This is a genomic window from Halorientalis regularis (assembly GCF_023698535.1).
Classification (GTDB): Archaea; Halobacteriota; Halobacteria; order Halobacteriales; family Haloarculaceae; genus Halorientalis; species Halorientalis regularis.
In genome coordinates this window covers 87,613-105,626 of sequence record NZ_JALJCL010000012.1, presented here as the reverse complement: position 1 = coordinate 105,626, position 18,014 = coordinate 87,613, and the positions used below count along the sequence as shown (strand labels likewise).

The window sequence follows — 18,014 nt, the reverse complement described above, 5'->3', positions numbered from 1 at the left end:
CTATGCCAGAAATCGACCGCCTCGGCGGTTCTAGCGACTGCATCGAATTAGATTTTGTGGAGCGCGAGGCGACACCGGAGCCGCTGATGCGGCTCAGTATCCACCTGCACGCGGCTGAACTATCGCTTTCAGACACTGTTTGTGTTCTCGATAGCTTCGGTGTCCAACGCGCTCGTTCCACCGTCCACAACTGGGGGCAGAAAGCCGATCTACAGCCCGAAGGCGGAAAGAGCCCGAATCACGTTGCGGTCGACGAGACAGTGATTCAACTCAACGATCAACGATTTTGGCTGTACGCCGCGGTCGATCCCGACACGAACGAATTTCTCCATGTGCGGCTGTTTCCGACGCGAACCATCGTCCTGACAAAACAGTTCCTGCAGGAACTCCAAGAGAAACATGACGTGGCCGACGCCGTGTTTCTCGTCGATGGCGCACCATGGTTACAGGCCGCGCTCTTTGAAGAAAGCCTCCGATTTCAGCACGTCACTCATGGAAATCGGAATGCCGTCGAACGTGTCTTCAATGGGGTAAAACGACGAACCGAACAGTTTGCTAATCATTTCCGCAACGCAACTCCTGAGTCGGCCGAAAATTGGCTGCAAACCTTCGCGTTCGCATGGACCCAGCTAATCTGAACAATGCCCCCTGGCAGTGCCCGGATGCGGGATTGTGAGAACGGACGCGGGCGGGCGTTAGTGTCGATAAAGAAAACGATCTCTCTCAGAGCGTCTCCGAACGGTGGTGTCCTAGATATCGTGAGAACGAACGCACCCAGCCCGTTCGGAGGGCGACTCAGCCGGTCGGCCGGAGAGTGTCGATCATCTCGGTGGCGGCGACCGCGGTCGCTTCCGGACACGCTCGCTCGCCGATCGTCACGCGAACATCGAAGTAGCCGTCGTCGGCCGGTTGCAACGCCCTGAGCACGCGACGACCGTCATCCGAGGCGGTCCGCACGACCCGCGTGCCCGCCACCGTGGGGTCGTACTCGTCGGTGACGTCCTCCGCACCAGCCATGCCAGCGGCGGCGTCGTCGGCGGTGCCCGCCGGCATGTACGTCGCGTACAGGCTGAGCGCGTCGGTCTGATAGTTCTGGTAGTAGATCTGTGCCGTTAGGCCTGTCGTTTTCCGCACCGACGCACGTTCGGGAACCGACGTCTGCAACGTCGCGTCACCGGTCGAGGGCTGGAAGGTCTCGGTCCGGTACGCGAACGACGGCGAGCCACAGGCCACTCGCTGTCCGCCGTCGCCGCCGGATCGCCCGCCGTCGGCGTTACCCGACGTCGCGGTCGAGTCGGGATCGCCGCCATCGTCGCCGTCGTCTGGGTCCTCACCGCCGCCGTCGCCATCGTCGTCGCTGCCACCATCGGAGGCGCATCCTGCGAGCGCGAGGGCACCCGCAGCCCCCAGCGCACCCAGGACGTCGCGTCGCCGGTACGATTCCGTTCGTGATGCCTGCCGTCCGTCCGAGTCGTCGGACATACGTCGGGCAACGGCCGTCGTGGACTCCTATCCCGGATCTAGCTGGCTAGGATACCGGTGTTACGGGACCGGGAGCGCAGTCGCTGCGGTCCCGTGCGGGGCGTTGGGCTTCCGTCGCGACGGCCGTCATCGGACCACGTTGTTCGACGTCGTGATCGTCGAGGTCTGATCGCCCGCTGGCGCCCGATCACCGGAGGCCTGGAACGCGGCGCCCTCGAACTCGGCGATCAGGCAGTTCTGGACCGTCGCCTCCGCCGCGACCGCGGCCGCCACGGCCGCCTTCGACGGCGGCTCGATGTTCGCCCAGTTCGACGATCCGGTGTGACGGATCTCCGCGCCGTCGATGACGTTGTCCTGGCTTCGGGTGTCGAAGTAGCGAATCCCCTTCCAGAAGCCCGGGGTCGCCTCCTCGCCACGTAGCACCGTCGACCGGCCGCCGTCGTCGGTCTCGCTGCCCTTGATCGTCAGCGAACCGCCGTGATCCACGTCGATGCCGGCGTCCTGTCCGAACTGGATCTCCGTCCCGTCGGCGATCACGACGTCGGCTGCGATCCGAACAAGTGTCCCCACCTGGCTCAGCGAGAACCGGTAGGGGACGTCGACGGCGGGCACCGTCATCGAGGTCTCGATCGCGTTCGTCGGGTTGACGACCTCGATTCGGTCCGTCTCGTTGCCGGAGTAATCTGTCGACGTCCCCAGCGCGGGAACGGTCGTGACGTACAGCATCGCCGGCTCGACGTTGTTCCTGATGCGCGTTCGGTCGACGGTCTGGAGTTCGTTCTCCTTATTGACGAACAGCCCGTACCCGTCGTTGTCCTCGATCACCGCTCCGTCGAGGGTGAGGCGCGAGCCGGTCAGCACGCTCACGCCCGCCGGCTCCTGGTAGATGCCGCGACCGCCGAGCTCGCCGCCGCCGTGGCGCACGACGACGCCTCGGAGGACGTTGTTCGCGTCCGCCGTCTCCGCGTACATCAGCCCCTCCCAGAAGCCGGGCGTGGCCTGGGCGCCGCGGATCGTGATGGCGTTCTCGGGCGGGCTCTCGACGGCTCCCTCTCCGGGGAGGTCGTCCCCGGGGATCGCCGCGTTCAACGACCCGGTGACGAAGATGCCGTTGCCCTCCGCCACCCGCAGTTCGATCCCCGGTTCGAGCGTCAGGTCGCCCCGGACTTCGAAGGTGAGTCGGTTCTGGTTCAGGTACAGCGGGACGCCCGGATTCGCCCACGTGTGTTGCTCCCCCTCCGGGACCACGTAGTCGATCGAGGCCCACACGAACAGTCGATCGGTGTCGTTGCCGGTCAGCGCGTTGTCGCCGGCGATGGCGTCGACGTTGCTCGCCGTGACTTCGACTGGCTCGGCGTTGCCCGTGATTCCGTTGCCGCTGAACGACTCGAGGCGGGCGACCGAGTCGACCGAGATCCCGAAGTTCCGGCTTCCCCGGATCTCCGAGTTGGTGACGGCGACTGGGCCGGTGCTCCGTATCTCGACGCCGGCGCCGTCCTCCGAGCCGGCGTTTTCGACGAGGACGTGGTCGAGGGTCCCGCTGGCCTCGCCGGTGAACGTGATGCCGCCCCAGATCCCTCTCGTGTCCGACCGGCCGGTGAAGAATATCGGCGCCGAACAGCTGCCAGCGGCCGTGAGCGTCCCCGCCACCGACACAGACGTTCCCTGGGCGAACGAGAGCGTGGTCCCCGACTCGACGGTGAGCGTGGCGTCAGGATCGACGCTGAGACCGTAGTCGAGTTCGACCACGTCGGCGTCGGACCCGAGCGTCGTGTCCTGACTGATCCGGGACGGTCCCTCGTACGTGGTGGTGCTGTCAGTGGGTGGCTGCTGGCAGGGACCCGACGGGACCGCCGACAGCGCCGACCCGCCAGGCGTTTCGGTACCGCCGGGAGCCGTGGTGGTACCGTCGCCCCCGCCACAGCCGGCGAAGACGCTCGCGGTCCCCGCGCCGACCATCGCGAGGTACTTCCGTCGCGTTCCGCCCGTCGATCCCATCCCGCCGTCGCCGCCGTTCTCCCGTGTCATCACCACCGCGTTCACAGCCGTGGCGGTTGTATTGGCGACCTAGTTCTCTAGATGGGACCCGATAACGGCCGTTTGACGCACGGGGTCGATTCGGGCCGGCTCCGTTCCAGGTTTCGACCTCGCCGTTTCCGTTTCTGCAGTTAACATACCGGTGTTTAGCGCACGGCCGACGTGGAGTCGAAAGATCGAGCCTCGATGGTTGCCGCCACCGGCGTACTTACTTCAGACGTTGCCTCGGTTTTGTCGCAAGCGGTTCCAAAGCGTGTTGCTTGACCCTTCGCTGACGCCGACGTTGCCGATCCGGGACAGTCGCCAGTCTGCGGGCGACATCCTTCCGAGCTCGCTGTTTGGCAAGAAAAAGAAATACACACCGCGGTCGGGCCAGTCCAACGTTCCGTCGACGTCGTCGAGATAGTACGGCCCGTGGGTCTGCTCGCGAAGGTCGGCGAGTGTCTGGTACAGCTGTTCTAGTGGGTCTGCCGCTATGGAAGCTGCTGACGACAGCATTTCCTCACCGAGCCGGGAAGGGATAAACTTCAAATTCGATTGGGAGACCACCGAGCCATATGGCGACTTGCCCGGTGTGCGAGCACGCTCATGAAGATCGAGAAACGGCGACGAACGGCGACCTGTATCGCTGTCCCGGTGGCCACAGTTGGGTCGTGAAGGACATATCCCTTGACAAAATCGACACGAACCCCGAACTTCGGGAACGGGTTTCTGAACTAGTTGACCGTTGCTAATCAGTTGGTTCGACTGTCTCGATGACTTCCTGTGCGGTGTTCGAGATCCGACTCAATCGGTCGTGGACAGTTTCTGGTGCGTCCCCATCCCAGGCGGCGAGGTAGAACCGGGAGTTTGCTGCATCGAGGCCGAAGTGCCGACAGACGACGTAGGCGACGGCTTCGGCTTCGACTTCGATCTTGGCTTCTTCCTCGTCCTCGTCGGGCTCGAAGTGGAGGATCGCGTGGGCGATCTCGTGGATGAGCGTCCGTGCGAGGTCGGCGCTGTTGTTCCGTTCCCGAACTTCGATGATCGGGTGCATCGTCACGGGACTGCGACGCTTGCAGATGCCTTTACTCGACCCGTGCTCCCACTGGTCGGGAGCGACGATGTCCACCTCGAACCCAAGCTCCTCGCCGGCGTCGATCAGCGCCTCGACGAGGCCGTCGGGGTCACCGTGGGCCTCGGCATCGAGTTCAGGGAGTGGCTCGCCCTCGGTCTGGCTCACATCGAAGACGCTGGTGGGCTTGAATCCGACCAGCCCCTCTGGCCAGTTGTCCGGGTCCGTCTCGTCGTAGTCACAGTCGATGTTGTCGTGGTACGACGGCGCATTCTCGCATTTGGGACACCGATTGGTGATGATCGGTGCCCAGATCCAGATCGCGCTCTCGCCTTCCGTGACGTGACGGTCGAACTCGTTTTGCCACGTCCAGTAGCCGGCAACCTTCGTTGCCTCGGGGCACTGCAACTTGATCAGGAGCGTATTGCGGTGTGAGTAGTCGTGGAACTTGCTCTGGACGTCCAGCCACTCCTGGAACTGCTCGCTGGCGAGGGCTTCGTCGGTCAGGTTGGCAAGGTCCTCGACCCAGCTATCCAGGCGCTCGCGCATATCGTCGGCGCGAGAATCGGATTCGTCGAACGCAACGTTCGGTTCCTGCTGGTTCGTTTCGTCGGTCTGCTCGGAGTGTGTCGTCGACATTGGTCTGGTTCGGAAGCACTCTCGATGGAACGCTCCCTCACCCCACCTGGGGAAACAAACACACCGAGGAGAGGCTGTGAGGTGGATTTGGATTACTCTTGTCCACAGAGCCAGCAGCCACAGTCCTCGAAGGGAACATCGGCCTTGCTGGTGATCGCGCCTGCTTCACGGATCCCATCGCGGATCGCGCGGGCCTTCTGCAGGAGTTTCGCCCGCCGGTCGACATCGAAGGGATACGTCGTATCTGCCGGCCAGGGTCGGATTTCGAGATTCTTCCGGTTGATGTGAACCGCCTCGGGGTCAAGCCCCGAGGCTTCCTGTGGTTTAATCGGACACTCCCACGATACCATCGGTCTGATAACCTCGAACGGCGTCGTGGGTCACGGTCGGGGCGTCCACGGCCCCCGATGCCCGCCGTCGCACCTTCCGCACTTGGGGAAGGCTGTTGAGAGCAGGCACATTCCAGTCCTGATGCTTCTCGATGCCTTTCACGGCAATATTGACGCTTGCACCACGGTCGCTGTGGTCTTGATGCCCGCACGACCGACACTTGAACCGCTTCTTGTTCCGATTCGCACGCTCGGCGTGCCCGCACAGCGAACACCGTTGACTCGTCTTGTACGGGTCAATCCAGCCAGTCGGAATCCCCTTGAACGACGCCTTGTACGACGTATAGAACTGAAGGGCGCGGAACGGGAGGTGGTGCAAGCGTCGGTTCATCCGTGTACCGTAGTCGATACTGTCGCGCATCTCTTTGAGGTCTTCAAAGACGATGCACGGCGTCTTGAACTGACGGCTCCACTCCACAATGTGTCGTGACACTTTGTGGAGTCGGTCGCGGACGAACCGTTCCTCACGTCCTTCCAACGTGTCGTGCATACTCTGCTTCCCTGCGTTTTGCACGCGCTTCCGCATCGTGAAGTAGCGATGACGCTCGAACTTGATTTCGGGGAAGTCGATAACCAACGAGTCCTCAATGCCATCCTCGGAGAGAGCGGTGAGAGCCACGTTGTCTTCGTTCACGTCCACGCCGACGACCGTTCGTGAGTCCTGCTTGTCTCGAACGGTCTGCTTGGTGTTGGTGACATTGACGTGCAATTCGGGATTGTCGTTGTGGAACAGGGCTTCCGCCGTCCCAATCTTCCACTCGTCGCTTTCGAGTGCGGTTTTGAGAACGTCGAGGTGGGCGTTGTCGCCTTCGAGAACGCCCTTGACGTGCTTGTACGGCTTCGCGCTGATTCGGAACGAAACGTCGCCGTTGTCGGTGAGCGACAGGTTGTACCCCTCCTCGTAGTTCGCACGAAGCGGGTACGTTCCGCCCTTGGTGTGGCTCGGTTGGCCGAAGTCGTCGTATTCGTAGTAGTTCTCCATCGCACCGAGTGCCTTCGCAACGACACGCTGAGTAGTGTTCTTCACGAGGTCAGCGTCGTCGGCTACCCTGTCGGGAATGGCGTCCCAGTCCACGCCTTCTTTGGCGAGTCGGATGGTTTCGTTGTACGCCCACCGTGCTTCACGTGTGGCGTCGTACAGCAGGCCCTCGTTATCACTCTGGATGTCGAGTTGGAAGTCGAGCGTCTTGACGAGAGCCTGTGCGTCGATCATTCGCTACAGTACGAGTGTAGTAGTGCGATTATCTTGAATGTCAGCCATCCACAGTGAAAGTGGAACACTCACCTGAGCTTACGGCCTTCACCCTCGGGGTCAAGTGGTTCGAGAGACGGAGTCTCTCGTCATCACGGAAATCTTCGATTTCCGAACGACCCCGAGGCACTCGGCCTGCTCCGCCTGTACACGATCTCCTGCTCGGGGTCCCACAGATCGGCGTGGCCGGTCAGACGGATCTCCTCGCCGTTGACGGGGTTAGTGTAGGCCTCTTCGATCTCGCGTTCGAACTCACAGTCGGGGAACTGGTCGGCCAGCTCCGACTGAACCCACTCGTGGACGAGCGTTCCCGCCCGGAAGGTCCCGAGGGTATGGGTGTCGAAGTCCTTGAGGCCGAGTTTGGCGAGTGTTGCCTGCCGCTTGCACTTGGCCAACTGCGAGGGATGGAACGTGACGGCGTCCCGTTCGACGTGGCTGTCCTGCTCGGCAGTGTCACGGATCGACTGGCCGATCTGAGCTTCCCAGTCCACTGGATCTGGGCTCGGTTGTGCGACTGCGCGGTCGGTGTCAGTGACGGAATTCTCGTTCGACATATGCTCTCTTGGGGGATGATTCCCCCACCCGCCAGGGGGACACAAACTGTGGGAGAGCATCTGCGAATCGTTCAGTACAGAGGAACGCTGTACCACCTTGAACGCCGATCTACTCAGAGTCTGTCAGAAACCGCGTGCTGAATATAGAGGCTGGAGTCAGCAGTAGGCCATCTTTGGTTCACACAGATTCCGATGAATCAGCCAGCCAGTAGAACTGCGTAATGTGCAGTAAACTCACGAAAATGTAAATTGAACAAAACGGTTTCGACAGGGCAGGATCTGCTGTAGAGTCGCTACTTATGAAAAGTCAATTATCTCAGGTGCTATCGGATATTTCCACGCTCGGCCTCGGTATGCTTTCATACTTGCTATAAGCGCGAAACAGATCGTTGCCAACGCTAGTATCATTGCTATTGCTACACCGGCGGGTTCACTTACAGTAATGCCAATTATAACGACTAACAGAGCTATCAACGAGAGAGGAACATGCCAGTTTAATGCATTAGCTGCATTTGCTTTTGTAAACTCATCATCGGTAGCCAAGTAAACAAAGGCAATGGCAAAAAAGCCAAAAAAGAGGCCGGCTATGTGGACCAACGCTGCAATGGTGGTGTTTTGATTGCTGTTACTCTCTCTTCCAGTCACGGTCGCTGTCATCGGTACCGATGTGTTATCAACCAGTACAAAAGAAGCGTCAGCCACAGTTCCAAGGTATGGAATTGTGAACTACCCCTTATTATCCGTCCCAATTTACTCCTGTATGGCAATGACAAGTAGAGTGGATCGCATGAATATTTAGAGACGATGACCGATGAGGATCTGAGTAACATATTGGAAATATTAAGTGACGAGCACTCAAGAAAGATTCTCCAAGAGACAATGAAACGGCCGATGTCAGCTGAGGAATTGAGTGATGTGTGTGATATATCACCACAGTCAGTCTATCGCCGGACGGACAAACTCTCGTCTTATGACCTTTTAGATGCGGAAATGGAGTATGACGAAGATGGCCATCACTTTCAGATGTATACCGCCGATCCTACTCAGGTTGTGATTGGCATTTCCGAGGAGAATACTGATATGACTATCAGCAAACGGGAAAGAATGGCCGACCGTTTCAGCGAATTCATAAGCCAGGTGAGGGATAAATGATAGACGTTGGTTCATGGCACCCAGTTGCGGTAGTTGGGTTGATTTTTTCCATTGTAGGCCTCGGACTCGGGATCAGTACTGCGTACCTTGCTGTGCGCGGCTATCTTCGGAATGGTCAACGACCGATGTTATTCATTGCTGCTGGGTTCATTTTGGTACTCTTGACGCCATTTCCGTTATTATTCCAGTTTCTATTTCCAATAGCAGAGGAAGCTATTTTGTATGCGATTAGCGCTATTAACCAGACTGTCGGGCTATGCCTGATACTGTATGGTCTCTGGACACCACGCACTTCAAATATCTCGAAAAGAGTTTAATGAATCTACTCATGTCATCGGTTGTTGATGGATTGCCGTTGACTGTTCAGTAGAGAATTTGTACTTACTGGATCAGACGACCCCGATTCTCGGTTTGCGACGTGCAAGACTCGCGCTTTCTATTCATCAATCGCCACTGTGACGAATTTCAGACATGGGATTTGAGCGGTTGCTGAATTTAGAGGGTCCAGCCAGCTATCAGTGGTTTCACACGTATTAGCGTTCAGTAGAGCTGATAATTAGCGGTGTGATTCAATCTTGATCATCGGGTTTCCGTTGTTGTCGGCAACGATAGTCGCGGTCGTCGTATCCGCCTCAAACTGGAGAGTCATCTTGAGATTATGTTCCTGAAACAGTCCGTCGAGAGCGTCTGTATTAATATCTTCACTGATGCGCCATTCCTGTTCGATTACATCCTCGTCGTGAGCCTCTGCAACCGCCGATACGACTGCTAAGCTCAGCGTTTCGTCCTCATCCGGCTCGTAGTAGAATTCCTGCGTACGTTCCATACCCCTATTTGAACGGCCAACGGAAAATCCACTATTGCCAGTATCTATCGCTGTACTCACCGACTGTATATAGTTTAGCGCGATTCCGGAAGTCAGAGCTGAAGTGCGTGCTGCATATGCGCGTTGTATTCAGCAGGAGTGCTGTAATCTATCACCGATTGAGAAGGCCTAAGGGACGACAGAGACGGTCGGTCAACAACGAAGCCAGCGAGGAATTGCCCTCCGAACACGGGTAATGAGTAGCTGTCAGGGCGGATTCGACTGCATATTCACCAGTGTAGGGTCATCCCGATTGAGTGCTGTGCGCCAGCATTTCAGCACTGCGCGAGTGACTATGTCGACTGGTTCGACGTCGATACACGAAAGGACTCGTGTATTCGCATTCGGTGGTTCGTGATAGTGCTTCTCTGGAGCGTGCGGTTCAGGATGGCGATCGAAACGAAAGTCGATGCCATCCGACTCGGTGTAGTGGAAGTTGTAACAGTCGCGCTCAGTCCAGACGATATCAAACCGGCCACTGGGGCTATCGCCAAAGCCTTCGTCGACGGTAATATTCAACTCTAGCTGAGGGTCAAGTCGGTTACCTAAGTCGTGATGAGTTACCAGTGGTTCGTGTTCGAGAAAGATGTCTCGGATGCGCTGGAGAGCCTCGTAATCAATCGGCCCTGTGTTCCCGGTTAGATACGACATTGCTCAGGCAACCACTTTCCGCGCATCATAGAAGCTGATCGCCGCTTTCGCGAGGTAGAGATTCTTCTGGGCGGTCTGCCACATCGTATGGTCGTCCCAGCCGTCCTGATCGTCTGGGTCGAGTTGCTGTGCGAGTTCTGCAGGTGATTCGACGCCGTATTTTGTCCTGATGTCTTGGACTGTCTGCTTCAGTTCCTGCAGTGTCTCAATCAGTTCGTCCTCGGAGTACTCGTCGTGAAGCTTCAGCACCTGCTGGTAGATATACATCTGATCGTTGCGTTTGTACAATGCACCCTGTCCACCGTCGATTTTCTCGACGAGTCCGAGCTCAGTAAGCTCGTTGAGTTCATCACGGACTACCGGCTTGCTCGCACGTGCTTTTTCGGCGATCTCGGAGGCTGGCGTGGGCTCGGTCGTTCGCGTGATGATAGCCTTGATTCGCTCTCGTGTCGTTGTCTCGCCCTTCCAGTCGGCCACTGCTGCCTCGTTTACGTCGTTGTATTCCTCAGTTGGATCAGAACTCATGAATCTATAGTGCCTCCATTTCTTAGCGTGGATAAGATATGGTTTTGGCCGGAAATATATCTTATGGGCAGATGGCAATCCCTCTCTGGATCAGCTACATAATGATGAGTTGGGAAGATTAGAGTTGGTAAAATACGGCACTGTCTAGTTGAGGGAGTTTGAGAAGCGAGCAGGTCGTAGTGAGCGGTGGTTATGACATTTGCAGACCTGCTCAGAGAGACGTTAGATGTGGATTGTGATGAGGTTTGGAAGAATGAGCGGACCCCGACACCCGTTAGGGTGTTCGGGGTCCGGCTTCATTCGATGGGGTTGTCGGTGCGGGAAGTGGCTGCCGTATTGGAGTTACTCGGCGTTGATCGCTCTCATGGAGCGGTCTGGAATTGGACGCACGATCTCGCTGAATCGCAGGCCGACCCGCCGACGGCTGAGCCGTCGCGGGTCGCCGTCGATGAGAAACAAATCGAGGTTGATGTAGAAAAGAAGTGGCTGTTTGCGGCGATCGATACGGAGTCAAAATTACTGCTTGAAATCGATGTATACAGCCGCCGCGGGACCGATCCCGCGGCGGCATTTTTGTATCGCCTCACTGAGAAACACGACGTTTCAAACGCCGAGTTTCTGGTTGATGCTGGTGGGTATTTGACTGCCCTCTTTCGGCATGATCTGAGCGGTCAGCTCGACTATGAAGAACGGAATCACATCGAAAAGTGGTTCCAGACAGTCTCGATCGACCGTTTTCGCTCGTTCTGGCGGGGCAGTTAATCAAGCGCCCGGCGCTGGTTACGCCGCTTTCGACACCACTATAACCACGATCGACCGAATCAAGCGCTAAATAATCAAACGCCCGTTGAGGCGGCCCTGAACTAGACAGTGCCATGAGTGCGGTCATATCACGAAACGTATTGTTTCGTTTCGACCGACACTAGTTCTAGTTTGAACGTTGTTGACAGAGTGAGTACATAAAGATTTCTCTATATTAGAGATCATCTCGATATTGCCGTCTTTGAGACTTCTCCTCTGTGAAATCGTGAATTTCTAGCGTTTCGTTGGCTCTCTCCTCGACCACCCCCTCCCGTCGTTTTCCCGATTTCATCTCGCACACGGGGTGTGAGGGTTCAACCTCGTGGGGGTATGGTTAACCAACAAACTTGTTACGGGTAACCCTCGTGTTGGTTAATCCTTCTCAGTGTTCGCAAACGCCGTTAACTCCGGCACCCCTGTCTCGGCGAGTTCCCGACGAATGTTCCCGACGAATCTTCGAGCGATCCCAGCCCAACGGCGACAGCAACCTTTCGACAGCTCTGACAAGCTCTGTTTTATAAATCGCCAGCCAACCCATACGAGCAAAGGGACAACTGCCGTATTTTTCTATCACACACCCCGTGTATAATGTATATTCAGCAGTTGCTCAACTGACCTGTCTGATAGCCGTTACAACGGCAAGTGCTGAATACATCGCGCGTGTTTTACGCGAGCCCTAGTAGATTGGTTATACATCGATGTGATTTTTGAGTTAGTGAGCTGGTCTCAATGGGGGAGTCCGACCACTCACTCTCGGAACCAACTCGGACAAATCCGGTTGGATTGAGATCCTCGTGGCTCCGGTAGTAGTGCGCCTTGATGTGCGACATATTGCATGTTTCTGCAACGCCCGAATGCTGGTAGATATCGCGGGCGTAGTCCCAGAGCTGCCCTCACTACAGAATCATCAGAGGCATCCACAACTGACTCAGGAAGTTCTGAACGACAAGGAGATTCACCGGGAACCGAAATCGAATCAGATAGCGATGAGACTGGGTATACTGAGTCCGATTACTCGATCTGAACGGCTCACAGTTTTAGATGAACGAGAGTGATCACTCACTACCGTTTCAACTTTTTTACTGACATGTTCGGTTGTTAGTGTTCTCTGCTAACTGCTCAGCAAACAAGTTAGATTGCTCCGGACTACCGCATGAGGTCGCGTAGTAGTTTACGTCCACAAATTTTGGTCGCCGCTGCACCACCGGCTTATACTGCATTCAGGCAACCATTTATTCAAACTCAATGCCGTCGCCTGAGTCCTGATTCGGCAGTCGCGGAGCGATGACCTCCACCAGTGAGTCCATATCACGGGTCTGGTACCACGCTGTCCCAGGGCCAGTAAACTCGAAGACAAGCCCTTCACCACTCAACAGCGTTGATTTTAGATCGCCAACCCGTCGAGTGGAGTACTCGATCGTGTCATCCCACGCGATAAGATGCTCGTTATCCAGAACGTACGATTCGCCTGCGGCCAACTCTAATTTCTCAAGGCCGCCGTAGGCGTCGATAAAGACTGTGCCGCTGCCTTTCAGCGCGAGCGGCGTGATCCCAGCCCCGCTGAGCATCGATTTGAGGCCACCGACCTCCGAATCGATATCAATACCTTCTGTTCCGGCGACAAACGCCCCGTCAGTCGAATACAGTGTTTCATTTCTGAGTTCGTGGGTCATCATGTCTCCTGGTGTCGGCGGTGCCAGGGTAACCTGTCCTGACCCCTCTCTGGCAACGAACGTGTTGGTAAACATCGATTCGCCGCCCAGCATCGATTTAGCTGAACTGAGCAACCCATCGCGGCTCGTTTCAGTCTCGACATCAACGGTCGTTGAGTGACCGACCATCGCACCGGGTTCAGCGACGATTGATTCACCCTGTTGTAGTGAGACGGTCAAGTGCGTGTACGACGGTCGGTGTGAGAATTCGTAGTCCATTGGTAGTATTTCGATCGGTTATCAGTCCGCAATTGGAGCTGTCTGTTCAGGCTCGAACTCTGGGTCGTCTACAGTGGCGGAGTCATCACGCCAGCGGCGAAGGCTATACACTACAGTGAGTGCCACAGCGGTTATGCCAGCTATCTGCTTCCTGTTGAATCTCATCTGCAGGTAGTCGATTGGAGCGTAGGGGTATATACTGTGTACCACTGTTTCAGCCCCAGCAACAGCGAACAGACAGCGAGCCAATTGCGTGGTTGCACTGCGTACTCCTCGGCTAACTCTACGAGGTTATCGGTCCGCATCAACCGGTGTATGCCGAAACTACAGGGCCAACATATCGAACGCGAGTACCCCAACAACAGGTATGGTATTAGCTACCACCGCTGAAACTAACGTTGCGTCAGGGAGCGCTGTATGTAGAGGAGACTGCGTTTCGATTCAGTAGTTGAGACTGGGACTCTCAATGCATATGGTCCGAAAGTCCAGAGTTCATTCAGGAAACGCGGATTGCGTGACTTCTCAGTGTATCTGCGAATACATCGTCCGGCAAAGTTCCGAATGACTGTCGCAACTGGCTCAAGCGGACGCTCCAGAAGGCCGGGTGTGGTCAGATACGGCAGTAGTCGCGGCAGGATTTCACAGCATATTTCGGTATGGATTGAATAGTTACATTCTGGGCTTAGTCTCGGCAGTTTCGGGGCAACGTGCCAGAATACTCCGTGGGAGCGACTGCTCTCGAATCGGCTAAAAACCAATAATTTCGACTATTCGCATATAGAAATCAAATCATTCACCGGATTAGCGCCAGACCTCACAATCACCGAACTCTTCCAGCAGTACGGTCTCGCATTCGTGATGGTCGCGAGCTACTTCGGCTCGGGGTCGGTCTTCATCGCGAGTTCTGCCGGGGTCCGCTACGGGTACGGTCTCCTGTGGGCCGTCGTCGGCGCCGTCCTCCTCGGGTTCATGGCACAGGACATGAGCGCCCGACTCGGCATCTTCGGCGAGTCGCTCGCGGCGTTCGCACGGAAGAGACTCGGCTCGACCGTCGCGACCATCCTGATGGTTCTGCTGGCGGTCGGCTGTATCGCGTGGACCCTCGAACTCACAGCGGCCGTCGGGAAGGGGGTCGTCGTCCTCCTCGGTCTCCACGGAATCGGCTGGCATCCGTTCGCCTACCTGACCGGACTGACAGCCATGGTCATCGGTATCCTCGGCTACGACATGGTTGAGAAGGTGATGGTCACGATGATGTTCGGTCTCCTCATCGCGTACGTCGTCGTCGCGGGCGCGAGTAGCCCCGACCTCGTCGCCGTATCGAAGGGATTCGTTCCCGCAATCGAATCGGCCGGGGCGATGGCGCTCGCGGTGAGTATCCTCGGGACGACCGCGCTCTGGCCGAACTTCTTTCTCGAGTCACAGCTCGTTGAAAACAAGGGCTGGACAAGTAAGTCCGACGTGCCGACGATGCGCCGCGACCTCTCCATCGGCTACGCCGTCGGCGGCGTCACCACGATCGCCATCGTCGTCGCAGCTGCTGCCGTGCTGCGGCCGGCTGGCTACACCCACCTTGAGACCTTCCTCACACCGGGGAGGGCCCTCGCGAACGTTCTCGGCGAGTGGGCGATGGTTGTCTTCCTCGTCGGGACGCTCGCGGCCGCGTTCAACAGCATCATTCCGATCATGTGGGCGCCCGCGTACATGATCCCGGAAGCGATGGGCGAGGAGTTCGCCGAGAGCACTCGCCTGTTCAAGCTCATTTATGTCATCGGCGTCGGGGTCGGGAGCCTCTCGCCGCTCGTCCACCAGTATCTCGGACTGAGTGTCATCGATATGATTATTCTCTTCCCCGCGTACAACGGAGTTGTCGGACTCCCGATAACCGCTCTGCTGCTATTCTGGGCGGTCAACGATAGCGATGTCATGGGTGAGTACACGAACGGCTGGAAACTGAACATCCTCAATAGCGCGCTCATCCTACTGGCTGTCTACTCCGCGTGGAGTGCCGGTCGGTTCGTCATCAACGCCATCTTGTCTGGCGGGCTCTGAGGAATGCCCGCTAGCATCCCCGCTGGAACCCTCGCTCTCCTGCTGGTCATCTCGCTGCTGTCCGGAATCGGCATCACCGCCGTCGGACCGGGTGGTATCTTCGTCACCATCGCGCTGTACGCGCTAACCGACCTGCCGCCGGCGACCATCGTCGGCACCGCCAGCGCGACGTTCATCGCCACGGGACTTGTCGGCACGGCAGGATACTACCGCTCCGGAGAACTCAGCTCCCACGGCGGCCCGCGCTCCGCCGGCGTCCTGAGCGTCACCGGGCTCGTGGGCGCACTGATCGGTGTCCGGCTCAACGCGTTCGTCTCGAGAGACGCCTTCGGGCTGTTGCTCGGCGGACTGGTGATGGTGACGGGCGTGCTCGTGTTCTACCGGTCACGCTACGGCACGGGCGGTGCCAGCTACGACACGACCTCGACGCGGGGAACGCTCGGCGTCGCCGCCGTTGGCACATTCGTCGGTATTTCTGGAGGCCTCCTCGGCGTCGGCGGCCCCGTACTCACGGTCCCGCTACTGGTCGCACTCGGCGTGCCGATGCTGTTCGCCGTCGGCGTCGCGCAGGTCCAGTCCATCTTCATCGCGGCGTTCGCGACCCTGGGCTACGTCGTGCGCGACGCAGTTTCTTGGGCCCTAGTGGTCGCCATCGGCGTCCCCGAACTCGTCGGCGTCGTGCTCGGCTGGCGGGTCGCACAGGCGGTCGACGCCGACAGGTTGACGCGGTTCCTCGCGGTTCTGATGCTGCTGCTGGGGCCGTATATCGCCCTACACTGAGAGAGCCGATCCGTCAGGCCGATTCGCCGAACGACTGCCGGGCCTGTCGTGCGGCAGGAATGGTCTAGAGGGTGGCTGGGCGCTCTATCTGTACGGGGATGAGTATCTCACCTGTGTTGAGCAGTTGAACGAATACTTGAACATCCCGGGTTCAGCATTCCTCTGTGGCCCCAACCCGTGAGTCTCGTCGCACTGTCTTCTGCCGGATCGTCCAGCTATCCTACGTTGACTGGCCAACGTACGAGTCGAGCCCGCTGTTCGATCGGACGTCACTCCCCGGAGTAGAATCGGATATTCGTCTCGTTGCGGAAACCTGGTTCCAGCATGACGATCACGAGACCGTCGAACCATTCGTCCAAGCATTACCACTCGCATACGTCCAGTTCGATCCCCACGACCGATACGCAGGCTCAACGAGCTACGAGATGGAGACACTGTTTCGCCTGTTCCTGCTGAAAGAATGCCATGGCTGGGACCACGAGACTGCCCTCGTCGAGTACCTCACCCAACACCCCGATTTCCGCGAACAGATCGGTCTAGAGTCGGTACCGAATCAGTCGACGCTGTGGCGCAGCTGGCACCACCGCTTCACGGCCGATCTCCAAGACATCATCAGGACGGCAGCGCGAACCATCCTCATCAAAGCCCAGAATGCGGGCGTCACAGTCCCACGCGATCCAGAACGACAGAGCCGTAGACACGGTGACGAGAATACAGAACCGGACCCTGACGACCAGACCATCCTGAACCAGGCAGAGACAGTTACTGAGCGGGTCAGTGATGTTGCGTTCCCTGCCTTCTCACTGGACCGTGGCGAGGGCTGTGAGATTCATGAGAACGCCTACTGGGACTTACAGACGTATCTCGGGCTTCGAGAGAACTTGGCTGTCAACGAAGGCGCTCGGAGTTTCATTCATGAGTCCAATAGGGAGCGGACACCACTTGGCCACGCACACCGTGATCACGTCCGTGATCTCTCGGTCAAGCAGATACGCGAGATGTATCGACAGGCGGTGAGTCGACTGCTGGACCGAGTAGCAGACACAGAGGAGTTCTTCCGAGCTGGCATTGTCGCGATCGACATTACCGAGTCCGACCCGTTCACTGGCGACCGTGCGGGCCACGAATACGAGATTATCGGCACAAAAGAGAAGACAGACGAGTACGCCTACCAGTGGGCGACAGTCCAACTGGTCGGGAATGCTGTCCCGATTGTGCTGGACGCCCGGCCGGTGCGGAAAGGCGACACACGCAAGGAGATCGTCGAGGACCTCTTGGACTCGGCAGAGGCCCTCGTTCACGTCGATAATGTGCTGATGGACTGTGAGTTCGACAGCCAGCATATCCTGGAGATGATCAGCCAGCGCGGGATGTCCTACGTCGTGCCGAAGCGGATGCAGACTAGCGAAAAAGCGCAGGCGAAACGACTTCTCAAGCGGGGGAAGGACCGCTACGAGACTGATCGAAAACTGCATCTCGGCGACAACGAGTGGCACTCGACGACGCTGATCTACCGACGGAAAGAGAACTCCGAACACACCGATCACCGGCAGTACTCTGTGTTCATGACGAATACGGGAACCGGGCATCTCACAGAGTACGGATATCGGTGGGAGATTGAGAGCGGCTACAAATCGATCAAGCGGTTTATGGGTGCGACGACCTCGAAGCACTTCGGCCTGCGGTTCTTCTATTTCGCGTTCGCGTGTCTCCTGTACTCGATCTGGCGAGCGGTTGATCTGCTGGTACAGGTGCAATTGACCGGTGAATACGAACACTCGCCGATTGTAACAGCCGACAATACGCTGACGCTGGTGAAGAAGGAAACCGGAATCGGATAGCGAGGAGCT

The 18,014-nt window shown here is 57.7% G+C and carries 17 protein-coding genes and 2 pseudogenes; 7 read left to right on the top strand and 12 right to left on the bottom strand.

Features of this window, described 5'->3' with window-relative positions; genetic code table 11:
• Window positions 1-2 precede the first annotated feature (2 nt).
• Window positions 3-638, top strand: coding sequence for an IS6 family transposase (locus MU521_RS15790; RefSeq protein ID WP_092694629.1), 636 nt, complete (start codon window positions 3-5; stop codon window positions 636-638).
• 157 nt (window positions 639-795) lie between these two features.
• Here MU521_RS15790 and MU521_RS15785 read toward each other — a convergent pair whose 3' ends face one another.
• The 8 genes and pseudogenes from MU521_RS15785 to MU521_RS15755 form a co-directional block, all read right to left on the bottom strand.
• Entirely contained in the window at window positions 796-1,482 is a 687-nt protein-coding gene (locus tag MU521_RS15785; RefSeq protein WP_092694631.1) for a hypothetical protein, read from the bottom strand.
• A gap of 126 nt (window positions 1,483-1,608) precedes the next feature.
• On the bottom strand, window positions 1,609-3,510 hold the full coding sequence (locus MU521_RS15780; protein WP_092694633.1) for a hypothetical protein: 1,902 nt from the start codon (window positions 3,508-3,510) through the stop codon (window positions 1,609-1,611).
• Between the two features lie 39 nt (window positions 3,511-3,549).
• Window positions 3,550-4,017: pseudogene (locus tag MU521_RS21940) on the bottom strand (GIY-YIG domain-containing protein).
• A 232-nt stretch (window positions 4,018-4,249) separates the two neighbouring features.
• Complete coding sequence (locus tag MU521_RS15775; RefSeq protein ID WP_092694635.1) at window positions 4,250-5,212, bottom strand: ImmA/IrrE family metallo-endopeptidase; 963 nt, start codon at window positions 5,210-5,212, stop codon at window positions 4,250-4,252.
• 92 nt (window positions 5,213-5,304) lie between these two features.
• Window positions 5,305-5,562, bottom strand: coding sequence for a hypothetical protein (locus MU521_RS15770; RefSeq protein ID WP_092694637.1), 258 nt, complete (start codon window positions 5,560-5,562; stop codon window positions 5,305-5,307).
• The gene (locus tag MU521_RS15765; RefSeq protein WP_092694639.1) at window positions 5,537-6,814 is read right to left on the bottom strand and encodes an RNA-guided endonuclease InsQ/TnpB family protein; all 1,278 of its coding nucleotides are present in this window, start codon (window positions 6,812-6,814) and stop codon (window positions 5,537-5,539) included. The genes MU521_RS15770 and MU521_RS15765 overlap by 26 nt, the downstream gene beginning before the upstream one ends.
• 131 nt (window positions 6,815-6,945) lie before the next feature.
• Window positions 6,946-7,344: a hypothetical protein gene (locus tag MU521_RS15760; protein ID WP_139171171.1), complete on the bottom strand. Its 399-nt coding sequence runs from the start codon at window positions 7,342-7,344 to the stop codon at window positions 6,946-6,948.
• Between the two features lie 360 nt (window positions 7,345-7,704).
• Window positions 7,705-8,064, bottom strand: a complete 360-nt coding sequence (locus MU521_RS15755) for a DUF4870 domain-containing protein (protein WP_092694643.1) — start codon at window positions 8,062-8,064, stop codon at window positions 7,705-7,707.
• A 147-nt stretch (window positions 8,065-8,211) separates the two neighbouring features.
• Between MU521_RS15755 and MU521_RS15750 the strand changes: the two genes are divergently transcribed.
• Together MU521_RS15750 and MU521_RS21850 are read left to right on the top strand one after the other, a co-directional pair.
• Entirely contained in the window at window positions 8,212-8,559 is a 348-nt protein-coding gene (locus MU521_RS15750) for an ArsR/SmtB family transcription factor (RefSeq protein ID WP_092694645.1), read from the top strand.
• Entirely contained in the window at window positions 8,556-8,876 is a 321-nt protein-coding gene (locus tag MU521_RS21850; protein ID WP_432613036.1) for a DUF7521 family protein, read from the top strand. The genes MU521_RS15750 and MU521_RS21850 overlap by 4 nt, the downstream gene beginning before the upstream one ends.
• Window positions 8,877-9,115: 239 nt before the next feature.
• Here MU521_RS21850 and MU521_RS15745 read toward each other — a convergent pair whose 3' ends face one another.
• From MU521_RS15745 to MU521_RS15740, 3 genes are all read right to left on the bottom strand, one after another.
• Window positions 9,116-9,385, bottom strand: coding sequence for a HalOD1 output domain-containing protein (locus tag MU521_RS15745; protein WP_092694647.1), 270 nt, complete (start codon window positions 9,383-9,385; stop codon window positions 9,116-9,118).
• A 246-nt stretch (window positions 9,386-9,631) separates the two neighbouring features.
• On the bottom strand, window positions 9,632-10,075 hold the full coding sequence (locus tag MU521_RS21935) for a toxin-antitoxin system TumE family protein (protein ID WP_092694649.1): 444 nt from the start codon (window positions 10,073-10,075) through the stop codon (window positions 9,632-9,634).
• 3 nt (window positions 10,076-10,078) lie between these two features.
• Entirely contained in the window at window positions 10,079-10,600 is a 522-nt protein-coding gene (locus tag MU521_RS15740; RefSeq protein WP_092694651.1) for a winged helix-turn-helix domain-containing protein, read from the bottom strand.
• Between the two features lie 192 nt (window positions 10,601-10,792).
• On the opposite strand from MU521_RS15740, the pseudogene MU521_RS15735 reads away from it, so the two are divergent.
• Window positions 10,793-11,467, top strand: a pseudogene (locus MU521_RS15735) (IS6 family transposase).
• A 1,166-nt stretch (window positions 11,468-12,633) separates the two neighbouring features.
• Here the strand turns inward: MU521_RS15735 and MU521_RS15730 are convergent.
• Complete coding sequence (locus MU521_RS15730; RefSeq protein ID WP_092694653.1) at window positions 12,634-13,332, bottom strand: TIGR00266 family protein; 699 nt, start codon at window positions 13,330-13,332, stop codon at window positions 12,634-12,636.
• 858 nt (window positions 13,333-14,190) lie between these two features.
• Here MU521_RS15730 and MU521_RS15725 point away from each other — a divergent pair.
• The 3 genes from MU521_RS15725 (at window position 14,191) to MU521_RS15715 (ending at window position 18,005) form a co-directional block, all read left to right on the top strand.
• Window positions 14,191-15,384, top strand: a complete 1,194-nt coding sequence (locus MU521_RS15725; RefSeq protein ID WP_092694655.1) for an NRAMP family divalent metal transporter — start codon at window positions 14,191-14,193, stop codon at window positions 15,382-15,384.
• Window positions 15,385-15,387: 3 nt separating this feature from the next.
• Window positions 15,388-16,164: a sulfite exporter TauE/SafE family protein gene (locus MU521_RS15720; RefSeq protein WP_092694657.1), complete on the top strand. Its 777-nt coding sequence runs from the start codon at window positions 15,388-15,390 to the stop codon at window positions 16,162-16,164.
• Window positions 16,165-16,328: 164 nt separating this feature from the next.
• Window positions 16,329-18,005, top strand: coding sequence for a transposase (locus MU521_RS15715; protein ID WP_092694659.1), 1,677 nt, complete (start codon window positions 16,329-16,331; stop codon window positions 18,003-18,005).
• The last annotated feature ends 9 nt before the right edge of the window (window positions 18,006-18,014 follow it).

Coding starts and splice junctions, on each gene's coding strand:
- MU521_RS15755 (WP_092694643.1), bottom strand. CDS start 8,064: ATGACAGCGACCGTGACTGGAAGAGAGAGTAACAGCAATCAAAACACC.
- MU521_RS15765 (WP_092694639.1), bottom strand. CDS start 6,814: ATGATCGACGCACAGGCTCTCGTCAAGACGCTCGACTTCCAACTCGAC.
- MU521_RS21935 (WP_092694649.1), bottom strand. CDS start 10,075: ATGTCGTATCTAACCGGGAACACAGGGCCGATTGATTACGAGGCTCTC.
- MU521_RS15750 (WP_092694645.1), top strand. CDS start 8,212: ATGACCGATGAGGATCTGAGTAACATATTGGAAATATTAAGTGACGAG.
- MU521_RS15790 (WP_092694629.1), top strand. CDS start 3: ATGCCAGAAATCGACCGCCTCGGCGGTTCTAGCGACTGCATCGAATTA.
- MU521_RS15720 (WP_092694657.1), top strand. CDS start 15,388: ATGCCCGCTAGCATCCCCGCTGGAACCCTCGCTCTCCTGCTGGTCATC.
- MU521_RS15775 (WP_092694635.1), bottom strand. CDS start 5,212: ATGTCGACGACACACTCCGAGCAGACCGACGAAACGAACCAGCAGGAA.
- MU521_RS15770 (WP_092694637.1), bottom strand. CDS start 5,562: ATGGTATCGTGGGAGTGTCCGATTAAACCACAGGAAGCCTCGGGGCTT.
- MU521_RS15745 (WP_092694647.1), bottom strand. CDS start 9,385: ATGGAACGTACGCAGGAATTCTACTACGAGCCGGATGAGGACGAAACG.
- MU521_RS15780 (WP_092694633.1), bottom strand. CDS start 3,510: ATGACACGGGAGAACGGCGGCGACGGCGGGATGGGATCGACGGGCGGA.
- MU521_RS21850 (WP_432613036.1), top strand. CDS start 8,556: ATGATAGACGTTGGTTCATGGCACCCAGTTGCGGTAGTTGGGTTGATT.
- MU521_RS15725 (WP_092694655.1), top strand. CDS start 14,191: ATGGTCGCGAGCTACTTCGGCTCGGGGTCGGTCTTCATCGCGAGTTCT.
- MU521_RS15785 (WP_092694631.1), bottom strand. CDS start 1,482: ATGTCCGACGACTCGGACGGACGGCAGGCATCACGAACGGAATCGTAC.
- MU521_RS15740 (WP_092694651.1), bottom strand. CDS start 10,600: ATGAGTTCTGATCCAACTGAGGAATACAACGACGTAAACGAGGCAGCA.
- MU521_RS15730 (WP_092694653.1), bottom strand. CDS start 13,332: ATGGACTACGAATTCTCACACCGACCGTCGTACACGCACTTGACCGTC.